This is a genomic window from Sphingobacterium cellulitidis, assembly GCF_043187465.1.
In the GTDB taxonomy this organism is placed as follows: Bacteria; Bacteroidota; Bacteroidia; order Sphingobacteriales; family Sphingobacteriaceae; genus Sphingobacterium; species Sphingobacterium cellulitidis.
In genome coordinates this window covers 495,099-513,202 of sequence record NZ_CP171136.1, presented here as the reverse complement: position 1 = coordinate 513,202, position 18,104 = coordinate 495,099, and the positions used below count along the sequence as shown (strand labels likewise).

Below are 18,104 nucleotides of genomic sequence, written 5' to 3'. Positions count from 1 at the left end.
TTCTTATAGTAAAATTTCTTTTAATAATTTGATATTCTTCTGCTTTCCAGCGATCACCAAGGTGGTACCAGGCGTGATTACATAATCAGGTCCAGGGTTGATGATAGTTTCTTCTTCCCTAATAGCAGCGATGATTGAGGCACCGGTACGCTGTCTTACTTCCAGCTGTCCAATACTTTTATTTACGCCATCATTGGACTCTCCTACCTTGTACCATTCGATACGTAAGTCATCTAATGCCACTTCGATGGTTTCCAACGCTTTTGGTTTGTATGATAGCCCTCCAAGAATCCCTGCAACCTGGCGTGATTCTTCATCCGACAAAGTCATTACACAGTGGGTTTCATTGTCATCGTCGTCATGGCGGTACAATTCTCGACGACCATCATCATGGATGACAACCACCATATTGTCTCCAGCATCAGTTTCAATTTGGTATTTCTTACCAATACCAATTAGGTCACTTTCTCTAACTATCGACATGATTTCTATTATTTAATTAAAAATTAGAAAAATTATTACTTCGTTATCTTCAAATATATCGATTCTCGTTGGATTATTCGGCATTTACAATCTTATAAGAGCCATCTGCTCTTTGTTCTGGCCTTCCAACAGCGATGTTTTTGGAGTGATAAAACAAAAATACCCATCCTTCAGGAGCACCAGCTGCCCAGTATTCCGCTCTTAGATCCCGCGCTCTACGGCCATCGAAATCGTATTTTGCGATAAAGCTTCTGAAAATTTCCTCTGGCTCAGGGAGTTCATCACCGCCGAAGAAAAAATGTTCACCTTCAGTTTCCACATGAAATACCTGGTGGAATTCACTATGACCACCTGAAAGCTCGTATCTGATTTCTGGCGTTAGCTGTCCATCCCCATTTACAAACAGGATATTACCACTTCTTTGCAGTACATCAAAAACATCAGTACGATATGAAGGAGATTCTGAGCTGTAAGCGGCCTCCCATTCTTGTTCCTGAATGACATATTCTGCATTTGGGAATGCCAGACGCTTTACGCCATCTTTGATATCAACCATGCCACTTGCATGATCTTTATGCAGGTGCGTCATCAGGACATAACGGACATCATCTACCGAAAAACCTAGTTTCTTGATGTTTTCGTGGATGACAAGTTCATTATTTTCATTGCGAAGTCCTAGTCCAGTATCTAAAACAATCAATCCGTCCTTGGTCTCAATTAGAAACGGATGGACATGGATAAATAAGGATCCAGGTCTATCTTTTGGATCATCTTTCTTGGGATCGAAGGGAATAAATTGTTTGCTTTTATCTACAGAGTAAGAACCTTCAAATAGTGAGTGCGCTCGAGCCATTTGTATTTGTTTGTTATCTTGACAGTTATGTGTGCATATCATTTTACATCGGGGTTCTCATTAGGTAAGTACCTTGATATAATGTATCTTTACACGTTTATTAGAAGGCAAAGATATGCAAAAAAGGTGGGTGCTGAAACCTAAAAAGAACGCAGACAAGTCAAAAAAGCTACAAAAGGAACTGGGTGTAAACCACATTATTGCAGAATTATTAATTAACCGAGGGATCGAGACCTTCGATCAAGCGAAAGAGTTCTTTCGACCATCCATAGACCATCTACATGACCCCTTTTTGATGAAAGACATGGACCTTGCCATCAATAGGATTGAACGTGCTATTGGGAACAAGGAAAAGATATTGATCTATGGGGATTATGACGTCGATGGAACAACAGCAGTTTCTGTTGTTTACAGTTTTTTCAGAGATTTTCATTCAGGGATAGAATTTTATATTCCCGACCGATATAGCGAAGGCTATGGTATTTCCAACACTGGAATTGACTATGCTAAAGCAAATGGATTTACGTTGATAATCGCCCTTGACTGTGGTATCAAAGCAGTTGATAAGGTTGAATATGCGAATTCTCTTGGAATTGACTTTATCATTGGGGATCACCATTTACCAGGTGATGAACTCCCGGATGCCGTTGCTGTTTTAGACCCTAAGCGAAACGATTGCCCCTACCCTTACAAAGAATTATCAGGCTGTGGAATCGGCTTCAAGATTGTTCAAGCCTTTATACAACAGAATGGGATGAACATGGATGGAGCTTACCATTATTTGGATCTGGTAGCTGTCAGTATAGCTTCTGATATCGTGCCTATTACTGGTGAGAACCGTATATTGACCCATTTTGGTCTGAAAAAATTAAATAGCAATCCTTCCTGTGGCCTTCAGGCACTAATCAACTTATCAACACATAAATCCGGACAATTCACTGTAAATGATATTGTATTTCAAATTGGTCCCCGGATCAATGCAGCTGGACGGATTGATCATGCCAAGGATGCTGTAAAACTATTGATCGCTAAAACATTGCCGGAAGCTAAAATATTCTCGGCGAATGTTGATGATCAAAATAATACACGTAAGGGTTATGATTTACAGATTACCAAGGAAGCATTAGATCTTTTGGATAATAACCTGCATTTACAAACCCGTAAAACTACGGTACTATATAAAGAAGACTGGCATAAAGGAGTAATTGGTATTGTGGCTTCCAGATTGACGGAGAAGTACTATCGTCCAACCATTATTTTAACCAATACCAATGGACATATTGCCGGATCAGCAAGATCTGTTTTGGGATTTGATCTATATGAAGCATTAAGTGAATGTAGTGATTTATTAGACCAATACGGTGGACATAAATATGCTGCGGGATTAACCATGCCAACAGATAATATTGGATTATTCCAGCAGCGTTTTGAAGAGGTTGTGAGCAAAAGCATCAAACCTGAAATGCTTCAGCAGGAGGTATCCATCGAGAAGGAAATCAGACTTTCGGAGATTGACGCTAAATTTAATCGTGTGTTACAACAGTTTCAACCATTTGGTCCAGAAAATGAAGCTCCGACCTTTATTTGCAAGGGCGTAACGATGGGCAACAATGCGTATATAGTAGGAACCACACACCTTAAATTTTCTGTAAAACAAGAGGATTCTCCTATATTTGAGTGTATTGGATTTGGATTAGGCGAGTTTGTTGGGCAAATTAATTCCGGAAATGCCTTTGATATCTGTTTCAGCATTGAAGAAAACACTTGGCGTGGGAAGAAGAATTTGCAACTAAATGTAAAGGCAATTCAATTTTAAAAAATATATTTGCAAATAAGGGTTTATTCACATGATTCTAAGAGCAGAACATTTAATCAAGAAATATAAGCAACGTACTGTCGTTAATGATGTCTCCTTTCATGTAGAACAAGGAGAAATTGTTGGATTACTAGGGCCAAATGGAGCTGGTAAAACGACCTCATTTTACATGATTGTAGGATTGATTAAGCCAAATGATGGCCATGTTTACTTAGATGATTTGGAGATTACCCAAGACCCGATGTATAAGCGGGCGCAACGAGGAATTGGTTATTTGGCGCAGGAAGCCTCTGTATTCCGGAAGCTTTCGGTAGAGAATAATATCCTTGCGGTTCTTGAAATCCATTATCCGAATAAGGAAGAACGGAAGGCGAAACTGGAGGAGCTCTTGACGGAATTCAGTTTGCATAGAGTGCGGAAAAACCGCGGTGACTTGTTATCCGGTGGTGAGCGTAGGCGGACCGAGATTGCTCGCGCCTTAGCTGCAAATCCACACTTTATTCTTTTGGATGAGCCTTTTGCAGGGGTTGACCCGATTGCCGTGGAGGAAATCCAAACTATCGTTGCAAAACTTAAAACCAGAAATATCGGGATCCTTATTACCGACCACAACGTTCAAGAAACCCTTTCTATTACAGATAGAGCCTACCTATTGACAGAAGGTAAAATCATGTTAACAGGTACGCCAGAAGAAATTGCGGATAATGAACTTGCCCGTAAATTTTATTTGGGTAGACACTTCGAATTAAGACGTAAAAAATTCTAAAAACCTAAATATCCTGAATACCCTATGGCTTTATTGAATTCTCTTTTTACTTGGATAATGAAAAAGCGGATGCATCAGATTGATTTGTTCATGAAGTATCCCCATGATGTTCAAGATGAGTGGTTTCAAAGCCTTATTTCAGCTGCAGAAGCAACAGAATGGGGGAAAAAATATGGTTATAATAGCATCTATACTCCCGAAGAGTATAAGAATCGGGTTCCGATCCAGGATTATGATGATATTAAAGGCTATGTGGACCGGATGATCAAGGGCGAACAGAATATTTTATGGCCTTCAGATATTAAATGGTTTGCGAAATCTTCAGGAACTACCTCTGATCGGAGTAAGTTTATCCCTGTCAGCATTGAATCTTTGGAAGAATGTCATTACCAAGGTGGTAAGGATATGCTTTCGATTTTTTGTCATAACAAACCCGAGAATAAGGTTTTTATGGGTAAATCGGTGGTTATCGGGGGATCTTCCCAGATCAATAACTTTAGCCCTGATTCCTACTATGGAGATTTATCTTCCATCCTTATCCGAAATCTTCCATTTTGGGCAGAATTTAAACGAACTCCAAATATTGAGGTCACTTTAAACCCCAACTTTGAAGAGAAAATAGAGCAAATCGCTCAAATTACCATCAAAGAAAACGTAACGAGTTTAGCGGGTGTGCCGACTTGGAACATGGTCATGGCGAACCGAATTCTTGAAATAACAGGCAAAGACAACCTTTTGGAGGTTTGGCCAAATTTAGAATTCTACAGTCATGGAGGTGTGAGCTTCAGACCGTATCGAGAGCAATTCAAAAAGCTAATCCCTTCGGACAATATGTACTATCTGGAGAACTATAATGCTTCAGAAGGTTATTTTGGCCTTCAGGATCGTTCTGATTCCGAGGATCTGTTATTGATGCTGGATTATGGGATTTATTACGAATTCTTGCCTATGGATCAAATCCATGAAGAAAACCCAAAAACCTTGTGTTTGCATGAAGTGGAATTAGGCAAGAACTATGCTTTGATTATTTCTACCAATGCAGGGCTTTGGCGGTATAAAATCGGAGATACCATTAAATTCACTTCACTTTCCCCATATCGTTTTCAAATTTCAGGAAGAACCAAGCAATACATCAACACCTTTGGTGAAGAAGTTATTGTAGATAATGCCGATCAGGCTTTAGAAGTCGCTTGTAAAGCAACAGGAGCTACGATTCAAGATTATACAGCAGGACCAGTTTATTTCAATGATAAAACTGCCGGCGCACATGAGTGGATTATTGAATTTGAGCAAGAACCCGATAACTTCCAACGATTTGGAGAAATCTTAGATGCAACCCTTCGAGAGATAAATTCGGATTATGATGCAAAACGATATAAAAACATGGCACTTTCATTCCCGATAATACATCAAGCTAGGAAAGGTAGTTTCTATATGTGGATGAAAAGTAGGGGTAAATTAGGCGGTCAGAATAAGGTGCCTCGCCTTGCTAATAACAGGGAATACTTAGACCCACTCTTAAAGTTAATCCAAGCTTATTAATAGCTATTGCTTAGCCAATTTGGCTATACTTTGTTTCAATCGTCCCAATGTGAAATTAGGGACGAATTGCTGTTTTATATAGGTAGATAAAAAAACCTAGGATAAATTTCCATACTCCTACTGTCGGAGCGGCTTGAGCATTTAAATCAGTCGATTCTCTTTCCATTTTTTGGATTTGTTAGTTAAACCTTTAATTACATGCCTTTTAATTTTTGAAAAAAAGAGTAGAATGAATATCGATGTCCTTTAAAATTTAGCACATCCATTATCCCCTCTTTATAACGCCAATAATTGGTTCGTTCTCCTTTTCATTTGCTTGCTAAAAAGCATAAGCCCTAATCCAAATATTGTACCGAGAAATAAAACTGGTAAGAAATCCTTTAACAATCGAATTCAGCAGTTTGTTTGTATAGCAAACTGTATACAGTTATGGATAGGAAAACATACATATTTCATTTTAAATAAAATAGCCTGATTAATAAGAAATAAAGGAACAAATGGAAGGAATATGAAATAGGAATCATTAATAATCCAGAATTCAATAAAGCTTTTAATATTTTTCCCTAAATTGCACAGCAATAAATATTCTTTTTGATATGAGTGCCATAGAAAATTTCACTATTCAAGTAGAGCCTACACAACAATCAAGAATTTCACAAGTAGACTTTGATAATTTAGTATTTGGTAAAATAATGTCTGACCATATGTTGGTTGCCAATTATGACAACGGGCAATGGGAAGATGTAAAAATTGTACCTTACGGAAACCTCAGTGTTAGCCCATCGATGTCAGCTTTACATTATGGACAAGCCATTTTTGAAGGTATTAAAGGTTATAAATTTCAGGATGGTACAGTAAGTATCTTCCGTCCGGACAAAAACTGGGAGCGTTTTAATAAATCCGCCAGCAGGTTAGAGATGCCAGAAGTCCCTGAAGAGATTTTCATGGATGGATTGAAAAAATTATTAGATGTAGATCGCAATTGGATTCCATCGAAAGAAGGAACAGCTTTATACATCCGTCCATTTATGTTCGGGACTGAAGCTGCTCTAGGAGTACATCCATCGAAATCTTATCAATTTATTATTATTACCTGTCCTGTTGGAGCATATTATAGCAAACCAATCAGTTTAAAAGTAGAAACTCATTATACACGTGCTGCTGAAGGTGGTGTTGGATTTTCTAAAAATGCTGGTAATTATGCATTATCACTATATCCTACTCAGTTGGCGAACAACGAAGGATATGATCAAATCATGTGGACAGATGCATTGGAACACAAATACATCGAGGAAGCTGGTACAGCAAACTTAATCTTCCGCATTGGTGATACTATTATTACTCCTCATGGTGACACAATCTTACATGGTGTAACCAGAAGAACCATTATGGAACTTGCGGAAAAATGGGGTTATAAAGCTGAACAAAGAAAAGTATCTGTTCAAGAGCTATTGGAAGGTATCGAAGCAGGAACAGTAACCGAAGCATTCGCTGCAGGTACAGCTGCTACCATTACCCATATTGATAGAATTGGATTTAATGGTCAAGATTATAAATTACCTCCGGTTGAAGGCCGTGAGTTCTCGAATAAAGTACTTGCCTACTTGAACGATTTAAGATATGGTAAAATTGAGGATCCATTTGGATGGAACTTCATTGTTAAATAAATTAAAGATTTTCATCTTCATAAAAAGACCATCAAATTTGATGGTCTTTTTTTATTTGTAAAAACACCTGTTTTTAAGTGACTTAGACCTACAACAAGAAAATTCAAATTTTTAATTAATAAGGAAATCAAATCTCCAATTTCAGTGAAAATAATGTGGAAATATTGTCTAGGCTCAATCGTTTTCGTAAGTAACACAAACGTTTGTGTTGAGTAGTCATTCTTTCATTCTTAAATAACTTTCCTACCATTATTGCGAAATAGCCAAATAACTCTTAACAACTATTGATCAGAAATGAAATGAACAAAAATCACTACTTTACTAAAGTGAGGTGGTCTAAAGCATTTATTCATTTAGCTTTATTATCACCCTCGCTACTCTTCGCAACCGCAACATTCGGGAATGAAGGGAAAATTGAAATTTCGCGTAATTACGCAAATATTACATTTAACAAATCATTACAAACCGAAGTATCTGGAACTGTAAAAGACAAAGATGGTAATCCGCTTTCAGGCGTAACTGTTACTGTCCAAAATGAGAACAAAAGCACCTCAACAGATGCAAATGGTAAATTCAGCATTGCTGTTTCAAGCAGCTCGTCCGTTTTAAGTTTTTCGTTTATTGGATATACAACGAAGAGCGTATCGGCATCTAATGCTAAAAATGTGATCTTGGACTCCTCTGAAGATGTATTGGATGAAGTTGTCGTTGTAGGATATGGTACACAAAAGAAATCGCATTTAACGAGTGCTGTATCACAGGTTGACCCTAAAGTTTTGCAAAACAGACCCTCTCCAACCATTACGAATATGCTTCAAGGCGCTGCACCAGGATTGGTTGTTACCAGAAATTCAGGTAGACCAGGCGGCCAAGGTTTGAACATCTCCGTCCGTGGGGAAACTTCAGCTAACGGTTCGGTGTCACCACTTGTCGTAATCGACGGAGTGATCAGTTCTGAAGAAACATTTGTTGCCTTAAATCCGAGTGATGTAGAGAATATCAGCATCTTGAAAGATGGTGGTGCGACAGCAATCTATGGAGCGGCCTCTTCAGGAGGTGTAATATTAGTAACCACCAAAAAAGGTAAATCAGGAAAAGGTAGAATCTCTCTTTCCAGTAATTTAGGGATTCAAAGACCTGGATCAATGCCAGACAGACTTTCCTTGATCGATGAAATGAATTATGTTAACCTAGCACGTAAAAATGCAGGAATCGCCGAGGAATATAATGAAGAGGATTTAAATTATGCAGTTAATGGTCCTACATTCGTTTTAGGATCAAACGACCTATGGAGAACTTATAACCAAGAGAATATCTTGGATCAAGTCATTCAAAAGAAATACAATATCTACAACAACAACATACAGTTCACAGGGGGTAGTGAAAAGATTACCTATATGGCATCATTGGGAAATATGGCCCAAAATGGTATGTTCAAAGTCGGTGATGATAAATTTTCAAGAATCAATGCAAGGGCAAATATTTCAGCACAAGTGACTGATTATTTGAAATTGGATGTTGGAAATGCATTCATTAATCAAAAAACTGATAACCCTCAGGATGGAGGCTATTCTATTGACGGTGGGGGTAACTCTATTTTACGTCAGTTTTATTCCTCAAGAATGAGATTCCCTATCTATAACGAAGATGGAACTTATTATAGAAGTGGAACATCCTCAGCATTTGGTTATGCATTGATGAAAGATGGTGGTTTTAATGATGATTTAAAAAGAACTTACTTCAATAACGTTACAGCGACGGTCAATAATTTAGTAAAAGGATTAGAGGTTAGGTTGATGTATAGCCGCGAAAGTATCGATTTACAAAACCGTAACTTCAGAAGGACTGTAGATTATTATTCTGGGCCAACTGCAAAAAGTAAAACGCAGTTAAACAACCCTAATTCCTACTCAATTACGAATTATAAAACGCTGAAGCAAAATGTGCAGGCCTTAGTTGATTATGACCTTACAATTGCTGAAAACCATAATTTCCATGTATTGGGAGGTTATCAGTTCTATGATCACGATTATCAATATATTACGGCTTCTACGAAAAACCTATATGTAAATGATAGCCCTAGCTTGAATTTTACTTCAGACCCATTGAATAAATCGCATAATCAAGGGGCGCAAAGAGAGAAAGTACAATCCTTTTTTGGACGTTTCAACTATAATTACAAAGAAAAATACCTTTTTGAAGCTACTTTCCGTAGTGATGAAAGTTCAAGATTGTCGCCAGATATTAGAAGGAAGGTATTCCCTTCATACTCCCTAGGATGGAATGTTGCTAAGGAGGAATGGTTCCAAGGAGCAACACCTTTTATCAATGAGTTAAAACCAAGAATCTCATGGGGTAAAGTGGGTTCTAAAATCGGAGTTGGATTCTATGATTACATTGCACAATTGAGTACAAATTCAAACTTATTGTTGAATGACATCAAGCAAACCTACTTATACCAGTCTGCAATTCCTGCTCAGGCAATCACCTGGGAAACCATTGAAACGCGAAACTTAGGTCTTGATTTCAGCTTATTAAATCGCAAATTATTTGGATCTTTTGATTACTATCAAAAGTATAACAACAATATGTTGGTTAGCTTAAGTTTACCAGCAACCCTTGGTATAGCAATTCCAAAGTCAAACGATGGTAGGTTAAAAACTTGGGGATGGGAAGCCAGCCTTGGTTATAGAGACCAGGTAGGTGATTTCAACTATAATGTCGGTGTGAGTTTAGCGGATAACAAAAACAGACTTATCCATTATGGCGGAGCAAACAACGTTGTCTACACAGGTTCAAATAAATTAGTTGAAGGTTATGCAATGAATTCAGTTTGGGTTTATAAAACCGATGGTTATTTCCAATCCGAAGGTGAATTACAAAATGCTCCTAGCTACGCACAATTTATCAACAAAAATGGAGTACCAGGCCTAGGTGATGTAAAATACATAGACCTTAATGGCGATGGTAAAATCACTCCAGGAGGAAATACTCTAGGTGATACAGGGGACTTAATTTATTTAGGAGACACAAATCCAAGATATCAGTTTGGTATCAACGCATATTTAGGATATAAGAATTTCGATTTTTCATTTTTCATCCAAGGGATTGGTAAACGTCTTTTAAAACCAAGCAATGAGTTGATTCAACCGCAATTATATTCTTGGTATCTACCAATGGATTTCCAAATGGATTACTGGACTGAAGACAATAGAAATGCGGCTTTCCCAAGACCATTTTTAGAAGGTAGCCACAACTTCCAAAATTCAGATAAATGGTATTTAAGTGGAGCATATGCTAGATTAAAGAATGTTCAGTTAGGCTATTCTTTATCAAAAACACAATTTGCAAAACTTCCATTTGAGCGAGTACGCCTTTATGTGTCTGCTGAAGATCTTCTAACTGTTTCAAAATTAGGAGTATTCAAAGGAGCAATTGACCCGGAAATTAGACCTGAGGATGGCAAGGTATCACCTTACCCATTTGCAACAACGGTTTCATTTGGATTGAATATCGATTTATAAGATTGAAATTATGAAAAAGAGATTTATTTATTTAATTATAGGATCCTTGATCTTTACAGGGATCAGTTCATGTGATGTCAACGAAATTCCAGAGACTAGCATGAATGACGGAAATTACTGGAATACAGTCAGTGATTTAAGAATGGCAGCAAACTACTTCTACACGACTCTTCCAGGCTTAACTTCAGGAGATGTATCGGAGGATGTTTGGTCAAGTTATGGATATTCCAATAGCGGATCGGGAACAGGAATTAGTGATGGTTCAAGAGCTACTCCTCCAACAAGTGGAGATTACAATTATTATGGAATCTTCCAAGCCAACAAATTAATCGAAAATGCTCCTAAAGTCCTTGAAAAAGGAGCTGCTGAGGCTGAAGTAAATTGGTATATCGGCGAAGCTCACTTCTTCCGTGCAACTTTTTATTACGAAATGTTCAAGCGATTCGGAGGAGTTCCAATGATTACAAAAACCCTTAAAATCGGTGATCCGGAAGTATTCTCTGCTAGAGCTTCACGGGCTGAAATTCTTGATTTAATCTTAAAGGATCTAGATGTTGCCATCCAATACTTGAGATCAAGCAGCGAGTTGGTATCAGCCAAAGAATATGGTCGTATTTCAAAAACTGCTGCCCTTGCTTTTAAAGCTGGAGTAGCATTGTTTGAAGGAACAAGAGAGAAATTCCATAAATACGGAGATTCGAAAAAGCACTTAACCATTGCTAGGGATGCAGCAAAGGAAGTAATGGATTCCAAACAACACTCCCTATTCACTCAGGCGAAGACTGGATCTAAAGGTGAAAGAACAGATGATGCTTATTTTAACCTATTCCAATTGGCAGGTGAAGGGTCAGCAAACAAGGAAAATATTATTGTTAGACAATATGGTGTAAACCGTGAGAACAGTGTAACCAGCACTGCGGTACAACGCTATTATGAAGGTAGCAATATTCTACCTACTCAGAATTTTGTTGACAATTACTTGATGGCTGATGGTCTTCCAATTACGAAGTCTAAGTTATATGTGGAACCGAACAAGGATATGAAATATATAGAATATTTCAACAAAAAAGATCCGCGTATGAGCTTCACCCTTTTCAAACCAGGTGATGAATTTATCTCAAGTAGTAACTATACCCTTCCTAACCCTAGACAACATCGCAGTGGTTATGGAATCCGTAAATATGCAAACAAGGAATTCTGGAATCTACAGTCTTCATTTATTGACAAACCAGTTTTGAGATATGCTGAGGTATTATTAATCTACGCAGAAGCAACCTACGAACTAAATGAAAGCATTACTGATGCAGATCTAGATCTTACCATCAATTTATTAAGAAGTCGTTTACCTCAAATAAATATCGGTACTGCAGAACAACCTAACTTTGTTGATATGCCAAAATTGAGCAATCAATTTGTCAATACAAACACCTTGAACATGAGAGAGGAAATCCGTCGTGAAAGACTGGTAGAATTGGCTTATGAAGGGTTTGCCTATTGGGATTTGATTCGTTGGAAAACAGCAGAGATTGAAATGAAAAAACCTTTAATGGGAAGTTATTTATTTAGTGAATTCTTAAATAACTCAGGAGAAAAATGGTCAGCAACAACACCAGTAGATAGCAAAGGGAATATTATTCTTCAGGATGCTAATCTAAGGAAGTTCGACCCCGAGAAAGATTATTTATGGCCTATTCCAACTCAGGAAATCGCAATAAATAATAAAATCGAGCAAAATCCTAAATGGTAAAATTGTAATAGAAAAGAAATCGGCTGTTCAAATGAACAGCCGGTTTTTTTTACTTAATAAATATTTATAATTACTTTTTACATTTTTGCATCCATCAGCTTTTCCGCTTCTGCAGAAGCTAATCCCATCTCCATCTTAATAACAAATGCTCTCTTGGAAGTAAATTCGCTAGGAATTATTACATCATAGTAAGTGTTCTTATCGAGATCTAAACCGATATCAGCATGTTTGACTTCAAGTTTTTGGCCGTTAGCTAATAATACTGCACTTACCGGCACTTCTTTTGATTTTTTAGGAATAGCTATTCTGGCAATATTGTTTACTGGCCTATTGAATACCGTGAGGTATAAATTTTTATCCTTTTGTGTTAGATAACCAAGCTTTGTTTTCGGAAGATCAACATGTCTCACTCCATAAACAGCTTCTGAATTTATCTTCATCCACTCAGCTAGCTCAGCAGCCACTTTATCCTCCCCTGGATGCATTAATCCATTACCATCAGGCCCAAAGTTCAACACGAAGTTTCCATTCAAAGAAACGGTATGCATTAACATATCGAGAATATCATCAGTACTCTTGGTATAGATTCCTGACCAATCTTTCATATAACCCCAACCATTTGGCGGAATCGTCATCACGGCATCCCAATCATTTCCTTCTATCCATTCGTATTCCTGAGGAAGCTTCCTTTCCCATCCTTGCTCATAATCCCCTAGAATTTCCCCGTTGCTGTCAAAGTGTCTTTTCCCATGTTCATCATTTCTGAATCTAGATCCGATAATTAGCCCAGGATGCTTCTCTCGAAGTTCCTTTTCTAAATTATAGGTGAAATCATAGGCCTTCACCCACGATTGGTCCCAAGTACCATCAAACCAAAAACCTTTGATTTGTGAATAGTTCTGTAATAACTCCAACAATTGGTTCTTGGTATATTGTAAGAATTTATTGAATCTTTTCTTTTCCTCTTCTGTTTTAGGCTCCTTACTCAGATAATCTGGGTTATTCCACTCCAGGATAGAAAAGTATAAATAAACGTCGATTCCTTCAGCGGTATAAGCATCCACCACCTCCTTTACAATATCCTTCTTATATGGCGATTTACTAATATTATAGCTTGAATATTTTGTTGGCCATAAAGCAAATCCATCATGATGCTTTGTGGTAAATATCATGTACTTGGCTCCCATGTCCTTCGCCTGTTTAGCCCATTTATGGGCATCAAAATCCTTTGGATTAAACTGCTTATAAAGGTTATCATAGGTTTCTTTCCAATTCTTTGGTGCAGTAGGTCCTGACCAGGTTCTAATCCACTCCGATGCTGCAGCACCTTTTCTCGCACTTACCCCTTCCCATTCATTCCCCGGAATAGCATACAATCCCCAGTGGATGAACTGTCCGAGCCCATAATTTCTAAAAGCTTCCATTGCCGGATCTGTACGGTGTTTCGGTGTCAAAGTACCATACTTCACCTCCGTATGATTCGTCGGTTTTACCTTCGGACCTGTCCATTGACCGTAGGATTGCTGGCTTAATAATATGGCTAAACCTAATAAGGTCGGTTTTACTATTCTTTTCATAAAAAAAAGTTTATTTCAAGTTCCAGATCATTTCATCTGTAAATTCCTTATCTCCGCTCTTTCCTTTCGCCTGAATGATATTTTCTCCTGTCTTTAACTCCACAGCATCTACAACCCAATGTTTGCTGTTTACCCCAGGTTTAGCTGTATATTCTTTCCCATTCACCAGTACCTGCACTTTTGAAAGGTTGGAGAACAATTGAATTTTCGTCTGTTTATGAGTTCTCATATTATCCCTTCTGTTTGCCAAATAGATCATTGGCTCAGGGTTCCAGTTCGCTTTATACCAATAGAATGAATCCTTTTTCCGCTTTCTATCGAAGGTGATCAATCCTTTTAAATTCCGCGCATTCACACCTCCACGGTTCCATGCCGGGACAGCAAACTCAAAACTATTCCATAAATACGATGCTAGGATAATAGGGTTCTTTTCAATGGCCGCCCATTGTTGAATATGGGTCTCCGTTTGATAGTTCTCTGGAAAAGATTTTCCAGTTACAACATCCTTAGGTGCCTCCAGCACTTCCTGACCGATATCAATATTCCCATCTGCACCATACTCCGATAAAATGATTTTATACTCCGGAAAATCCTTCTCAACCTTCTGCGCCCATGGACCAAGATCTTCGATCTTACCGCCATACCATCCAAAATAATGATTGATCCCTTGTACATCTGTACTTAGGTTATCAGGACGGTCAATCACATTGTATCCTGAAACCGCAACAGTATAACGATCGGGATCCAAAGTCTTCGCAATATCACTTAATTCACGTGATAAAACCGGCACTTGCTCATCAGCCGTTTTGGAATAGACCTCATTATGTACACCCCAGATATAAATGGATGGATGGTTGAAATTCTGTTTCACCAATTCCGCCATTTGTTGTTTCGCATTGTCATTCTCATAGTATGAAACACGGTTTACAAATGGAATCTCTGCCCATGTAAGGAATCCAATAGAATCCGCCAAAGCATATACATCCGAAGATTGTTGATAGTGGGCCAAACGAATCGTCGTAGCACCCATTTCCTTAATCATCATCATATCTTCCTTATGTTGCTCAAAGCTCAACGCAGACCCAAAACCCTCACGATCCTGATGCCTTGTAACTCCAAACATCGGATACTTTTTACCATTTAAAAAGACACCTTTACCAGCAATCAATTCAATGCTACGTATGCCTAGAGGTTGTTTGACAACATCCAGCTCCTGCCCTTTGGATACTATTTTACTTTCAATAGAATAGAGGTATGGATCTCTAACACCATCCCATAAATGCGGTGATTTTAATTTAATAACCTCATTGATGTAAGCATATCCTTGTGGAGAAATTTTGATTGGCTGTATTTTAGTTTCAACGACCTTACCAGTTTTATCCTTTATTTCTACAACGAACTCCACATCTTGATAAACCTTTTCACGTGTTTCCAATTTCGCTTCTACATGAATATCGGCAGATTGTTTAGAGACATTTTTTTGTCTAATAAAAACTCCAGGTGAAGCTTGATCCGTTACTACAAAGTTGGTTTTATTGGTACTGATCAAATGTACTGGTCTATAAATACCTCCGTATACCGGGAATAAGAAATGATTGATAGGAATGATATCCCTTCTGGATTTATTATCTGTAATCACAGTAATGGTATTCTCCTTTCCGTAATTGATAGAATGACCTATTTCAAAAGTGAACATGGAGTATCCTCCTTTGTGTTCTCCAATGTAATTGCCATTGACAAAAAGTTGAGCAACTGCACCTACCCCTTCAAATTTCAAAAAGGTCCTACGGTTTTGGTCTGACTCTGCTGGAGTAAAGGTCTTCTGATAAACCGCTTTCCCTTCATAGAAATTACGGTCTTTCTGCATATCGTCCTTATTATAGGTATGCGGAAGATTCACATCCTCCCAAACTTCTAATTTGGTCCACTGCCCTTGACTCTCAAAGTATTTCTGACCATTATCAAAATCAGTGAAAAATGTAGAATTATTGGCTTTATAGAATTTCCAGCCATCATTGAATGATTCTTCAACTCTGGATTGCGCCAATGTCAATTGATACGTAAATAAAACTAACGGGATTAAGAAGCAACGCTTTCTAAAAATAGAGTTCATATTTTAGATTTAAAAATATTCTAAGATAAACAAATCGAGCCGACCAAATCCTAACAATCGATTGCGTTAATAGCGAAATGGTTTTCGTAACATTATTCTGAACAGAAATACCTGTAAACAGGTATTTTCTTATACCTGATTTACCAATATCTTTGAAATACGTCATCCAACACTATCTATACATCAAATATGAAAATCGAAATTCAACTCCCTATCCAATATTATTTTTAATCGATTTTGAATAAAATAATCAATAATTATGGCTTGTTCATCAAGTATAAATTAGGGAGAAAGAAAGGTTTTTAGAAGAATGGAACAGATGATGAAATAATAACATGACTAATCCATCTAACTATTAGTAAGTATACACTATTAAGCAGAAATAGCCCATCCCTGGGCTATTTCTATTTTATTCAATCTTGTAATTGCTCTTCCAAATAAGCAATAATTTTATCCTTTTCATTTGGCTCAAACCATACGGTATTTCCATATTTCTTGAACCAGGTAATCTGTCTTTTGGCATAGCGACGTGAATTCTGCTTGATCTGAGAAACTGCATCCTCCAAGCTAATATGACCATCTAGATAGTCAAATATCTCCGCATAGCCTACCGTGAGTAAGGCCGGTTTATCTCTATAGGCGATCAACGATTTGACTTCATCAAGTAAGCCTGCGGCCATCATTAAGTCTACTCGTTGGTTGATTCTATTATACAATAGCTCTCTATCCGTATTTAACCCAATCGTAATAACTTGAAACGAACGATTTGCCTTTTGATTTTTCATAAAATGAGAAATCGGCAATCCAGAAGCTTCATATACTTCGATAGCACGGATTACACGCTGTGGATTATCGATATCTGCTCTACCGTAATAATCCGGATCAATTTCCTGCAACCGCTGCTTCAAGGGCTCCAGGCCTTCATTACGAAACCATTCGTTTAATCTTTCTCGGGTTTCCTCTGGAGCTTTCGGCAGATCATCCAAACCTTCGGTCAATGCTCGAACAAATAATCCTGACCCCCCAACAGCAACCACCGTATCACAGCTTTTGAAGAGTACGGCCAACCGAATCAAGGCTTCCCTTTCATAGTCACCGGCTGTATAATCTTCGGTAATCGAATGAGAATTGATAAAATAATGTTGTGCTTGTGCCAATTCATCCTGGTCAGGCTTGGCAGTTCCAATGTTCATCTCCCGATAAAATTGCCTTGAATCCGCAGAAATAATCGAGGTCTTAAAATGATTAGCCAATTCAATTGCCAATGCCGTTTTCCCAACAGCCGTAGGTCCAACAACAACGATTAATGTCTTTTGTCTACTCATTTCCATTTTTCCTTGCCAAAAATCCAGCTTTATATCAAAAAAAATAGATGATAGATAGCTCTATCATCTATTCAAATATTTTATTTATTATTTCTTAATAATCATCTTGATTAGACTTGTTCGATTCTCCTTCTGACTCTTCGCCCTCCTCATCATCAAACATATCATAATCATCCTCCTCATCTACTCCATACTCTTCAGTTTCCTCTGGCACGAAGTCATCATCATCGTCTTCTTCCGCTGTAATTGGAAAATTCGCCGCAGTTAAATTTCTTGGAGCTTCCCCAACTTTTTTGAAGATAGCTGGATATTCCTTTCCTTCCTCCTCTTTCAAAATCTTTATTAATTCAACATGAAAATCATAAGGACGGTCAAAGTTATACGTGTAATAGAATTTCTGATGTGGATCATCAATAAATTTACTTAAACGGATCTCCTCAACATTCAAAACACCAGATGCTTTTTTTCTGTCATTTGGCAAATAAGCAATTTCAGTCCCTTTCTTCCATTGATCATTACTTACGTAAAAGGATGAAGAACGCTCCAGTTCATAGCCTGTAGTTTTCTGAATCTGTGTGTGTAAATCCAAAAATGTACTTTTTGAAGGCATGTCAATTTCCCTGTAAACATCCTCGTAGTCTTCAAAAGTTATTCTAAATCTATAAATCGCCATGTTAATAAAATGTATTTA

12 protein-coding genes are annotated in these 18,104 nt (G+C 37.8%); 6 read left to right on the top strand and 6 right to left on the bottom strand.

The annotated features are described in order from the left end of the window. Nucleotides 1–3 precede the first annotated feature (3 nt). Entirely contained in the window at nt 4–483 is a 480-nt protein-coding gene (locus ACF3OC_RS02250) for a cation:proton antiporter regulatory subunit (protein WP_094255533.1), read from the bottom strand. 73 nt (nt 484–556) lie between these two features. Continuing rightward, nucleotides 557–1,336 (bottom strand): MBL fold metallo-hydrolase, encoded by a 780-nt coding sequence (locus ACF3OC_RS02245; RefSeq protein WP_094255534.1) that lies wholly within the window; start codon nt 1,334–1,336, stop codon nt 557–559. 115 nt (nt 1,337–1,451) lie between these two features. Between ACF3OC_RS02245 and recJ the strand changes: the two genes are divergently transcribed. The 6 genes from recJ to ACF3OC_RS02215 all read left to right on the top strand — a co-directional run bounded on the left by recJ (nt 1,452) and on the right by ACF3OC_RS02215 (nt 12,398). Further along, on the top strand, nt 1,452–3,152 hold the full coding sequence (gene recJ / locus ACF3OC_RS02240) for a single-stranded-DNA-specific exonuclease RecJ (RefSeq protein ID WP_392470790.1): 1,701 nt from the start codon (nt 1,452–1,454) through the stop codon (nt 3,150–3,152). A gap of 31 nt (nt 3,153–3,183) precedes the next feature. Then, entirely contained in the window at nt 3,184–3,918 is a 735-nt protein-coding gene (gene lptB, locus ACF3OC_RS02235; RefSeq protein ID WP_094255536.1) for an LPS export ABC transporter ATP-binding protein, read from the top strand. 24 nt (nt 3,919–3,942) lie between these two features. Continuing rightward, the gene (locus ACF3OC_RS02230; RefSeq protein ID WP_094280260.1) at nt 3,943–5,460 is read left to right on the top strand and encodes a GH3 auxin-responsive promoter family protein; all 1,518 of its coding nucleotides are present in this window, start codon (nt 3,943–3,945) and stop codon (nt 5,458–5,460) included. A 596-nt stretch (nt 5,461–6,056) separates the two neighbouring features. Next, nucleotides 6,057–7,127, top strand: coding sequence for a branched-chain amino acid aminotransferase (locus tag ACF3OC_RS02225; protein WP_094255538.1), 1,071 nt, complete (start codon nt 6,057–6,059; stop codon nt 7,125–7,127). A 299-nt stretch (nt 7,128–7,426) separates the two neighbouring features. Beyond that, a complete protein-coding gene (locus ACF3OC_RS02220) occupies nt 7,427–10,651 on the top strand; it encodes a SusC/RagA family TonB-linked outer membrane protein (protein ID WP_094280336.1) in 3,225 nt (1,074 codons plus the stop codon). A gap of 10 nt (nt 10,652–10,661) precedes the next feature. After that, complete coding sequence (locus tag ACF3OC_RS02215; RefSeq protein WP_392470787.1) at nt 10,662–12,398, top strand: RagB/SusD family nutrient uptake outer membrane protein; 1,737 nt, start codon at nt 10,662–10,664, stop codon at nt 12,396–12,398. A gap of 77 nt (nt 12,399–12,475) precedes the next feature. Here ACF3OC_RS02215 and ACF3OC_RS02210 read toward each other — a convergent pair whose 3' ends face one another. From ACF3OC_RS02210 to ACF3OC_RS02195, 4 genes are all read right to left on the bottom strand, one after another. Beyond that, nucleotides 12,476–13,975: an alpha-L-fucosidase gene (locus ACF3OC_RS02210; RefSeq protein WP_392470785.1), complete on the bottom strand. Its 1,500-nt coding sequence runs from the start codon at nt 13,973–13,975 to the stop codon at nt 12,476–12,478. A 10-nt stretch (nt 13,976–13,985) separates the two neighbouring features. Further along, entirely contained in the window at nt 13,986–16,088 is a 2,103-nt protein-coding gene (locus ACF3OC_RS02205) for a glycoside hydrolase family 2 protein (protein ID WP_094280263.1), read from the bottom strand. 413 nt (nt 16,089–16,501) lie between these two features. Beyond that, a complete protein-coding gene (gene miaA / locus ACF3OC_RS02200) occupies nt 16,502–17,413 on the bottom strand; it encodes a tRNA (adenosine(37)-N6)-dimethylallyltransferase MiaA (RefSeq protein ID WP_094280337.1) in 912 nt (303 codons plus the stop codon). 94 nt (nt 17,414–17,507) lie between these two features. Then, nucleotides 17,508–18,086, bottom strand: coding sequence for a hypothetical protein (locus ACF3OC_RS02195; protein WP_094280264.1), 579 nt, complete (start codon nt 18,084–18,086; stop codon nt 17,508–17,510). Nucleotides 18,087–18,104: the final 18 nt, after the last annotated feature.